The sequence below is a fragment of the Actinophytocola sp. genome, from assembly GCF_035942955.1.
Classification (GTDB): Bacteria; Actinomycetota; Actinomycetes; order Mycobacteriales; family Pseudonocardiaceae; genus DASYTH01.
The window spans coordinates 1-2,448 of record NZ_DASZCQ010000175.1 but is presented as its reverse complement, the minus strand read 5'-3'; the positions used below and the strand labels follow the sequence as shown (position 1 = coordinate 2,448).

Sequence of the window (2,448 nt, the reverse complement as noted above, 5' to 3'; positions counted from 1 at the left end):
TAAAAGATCTTCCACCAATTTGTTGATCAAGCCGTTGGTGGCCGGAATTGTCGGTGGGGTCGGCTAGCGTGTCGGTGTGCTCGTCATCCAGGACCACTCCACCGCCGCCGAGCCCCAGGACCTGTTGGGGCAGGCGGCGTTCGCTGGTGTCCTGATTGGTCACTACCAGGCTGTCCAGTTGCGCCAGTTGGCCGCCTACGCCCGGGATACCGAGGGTGACGAGTTCGCCTACCTGGAGGTGGCCACCCAGCTGCGCATCTCCGACCGCGCCGCGCAACGCCGCCTGAAGTTCGCGAGAACTCTCGTCGACCGCCTGCCGCAAACCCTGGCCGCGTTGGATCAGGGGTGGATCGAGGAATACAAGGCCCAGCTGATCGCCGACGCGGTGGCCGGGTTGGCCGACGACCATGCCCTGGCCGTCGAAGCCCAGGTATTGGACAAGGCCGGCCAGCAGACCCCCGCCCAGCTGCGCAACACCCTGGCCAAGGTGGTGTTGGCGGTCGACCCGGAGGGCGCCGAGGAACGCCGCACGGAACGGGTCCGCGGGCGGCGGGTCGATGCCTACCCCACCGAACCCGGCATGGCCGCGCTGACCATCCACCACAGCGCCGAAAAGATCGCCACCGCCCACGCGGTCATCGCCGACCGAGCCCGAGCGCTGAAGGCACTGGGCAACGAACCCCGCACACTGCAGCACATCGAGGCCGACATCGCCCTGGACCTACTCTTCGGCACCGACACCGGCAGCAACCGGGTGGTCGAGGTGCACCTGACCATGCCCGCCCCTGGCACCGCGGCGGGCCCGGCGGAGGTCGACGGCCTACCGGTCACCGCCCAAGCGGCCCGGGAGTTGGCGGCCGAGGCCACGTCGTGGCGGTGGCTGCGCACCGACCCCACCACCGGCGCCGTGGTCGATCTCACCGCGCCGAGCTACACACCACCGGAATCGTTGAAGACTTTTGTGCAGGTGCGCGACCGCACCTGCCGCTACCCCGGCTGCACCCGCCGCGCCCGCCAATGCGACGTCGACCACCGCATCCCCTGGCCAACCGGCGCCACCTGTGACGCCAACTGCCAGTGCCTGTGCCGGCGGCACCACCGCGCCAAACACGACGGCGCCTGGCAGGTCCGCAAGCTCGGCCGGGACCGGCTGGAATGGACCAGCCCCTTGGGGTTCACGCACATGGTGGAGCCCGAGCCAGTCACCGCGCCGAGCGAGTGGGACCCGGATCCTCCGCCGTTCTAGTTTCTTTTCTTCATAAATAGATTTTGAAATGGTCTTTTTCAAGGTGAGCGCGCCTGTGGGCAGGGCGGGCCCCGCGAGTGTGGACGGGGCACCTGTCCACAGGCGTGCGACCCCACCTCGCCACCAGCCCCACCCAAGGCGCACCCACACCTGACCAGTCATGGCCACGTGACCGGCTCCGCCAAGCCGAGGGAAAGTGGCCCGGTGCACGGCTGTGGGCAGCGAGAGGCGCCCCGGCGCCGAACGCTGTCCACAGCCGTGCCACGGAACGCCAGGACCAGCCCCGCCAACGGGACCACCCCGGCGTTCCGACGCAGCCGGGAACGGCCGGAAGCAAAAACCGCCCCCCGACAACGAAAACCGACCCTCACACCCACCTTCCACTCCGGTTCTCATACTTCTTCAGTTGACCAAGCGACCGGAGCACGCATGATCGCCGGCCAGCCCCGCGCCGACGGTCAGGGCAGGCGCTCGAAGCCGGCGGGCGGGGTGAGCACCAGGCGGGCCAGATTGTCCGGGGTGCGGGGCAACCAGTCGTAGGTCGTCGTGACCGCGTGGGCGGACGGGAACTCCTGGTCGCCCGTGCCTCCGGAGCTCTTGGCGGCGATCTCCCGCACGGGCAGGTAGGTCCGGCTGTCGACCCACATGTCGATGCGGTACTCCCGGTTCGGGCCGAACAGCCGCAGGTGCAGGGTGTCGAGGCCGTCCACGGTCTCCCTGCCGACCAATTCCACCGTGCCGTCGGTGATCGCCGTGCGGATGCTGTCCGCATCGGTGATGTCCGGGATCGCCGACGGGGGGTTCCGGTCGGTCCGGTGGCCGGTGGACCACTTCCTGAGGTCGTAGTCGACCCACACGATGTCCTGGTCGCCGTCCGGACCGCTGGCGCTGTGGGACTGCTGCCGACGCATGGGCCCGAGCGTCGGCCCGGCGGACGGGGGCACGGTCAGCCTTCCGTCCTCCGGCACGGGAATGGGCGGGGAAGCTGGGTGTAGGTGTCGGTCCTGATCCGCTGGCCGGGCTTGTCCATCCAGATCTCGTAGTAGCCGGTGCCGTAGCTGCCCTTCGAGTAGATGACGTAGTCCGCCGCCCGGCTGACCGCCATGATGGTCTGCGCCTGCACGCCGCATTCTCCACCGGCGCCGGGTCGCTGCCGGGCGGCTGGGCGGCGCCGGTGGTCAGGCGGCCCCCGCCGGCGGCGC

General features: G+C 69.6%; 2 protein-coding genes and 1 pseudogene. 1 reads left to right on the top strand and 2 read right to left on the bottom strand.

Going from position 1 to position 2,448, the window contains the following annotated elements:
- The first annotated feature begins 178 nt into the window (after nt 1-178).
- Nucleotides 179-1,246 (top strand): HNH endonuclease signature motif containing protein, encoded by a 1,068-nt coding sequence (locus VGX25_RS17575; protein WP_326918885.1) that lies wholly within the window; start codon nt 179-181, stop codon nt 1,244-1,246.
- A gap of 458 nt (nt 1,247-1,704) precedes the next feature.
- Here the strand turns inward: VGX25_RS17575 and VGX25_RS17570 are convergent, their stop codons facing one another.
- A complete protein-coding gene (locus VGX25_RS17570; RefSeq protein ID WP_326918884.1) occupies nt 1,705-2,157 on the bottom strand; it encodes a hypothetical protein in 453 nt (150 codons plus the stop codon).
- A gap of 35 nt (nt 2,158-2,192) precedes the next feature.
- A pseudogene (locus VGX25_RS17565) lies at nt 2,193-2,448 on the bottom strand (hypothetical protein); the annotation flags it as partial.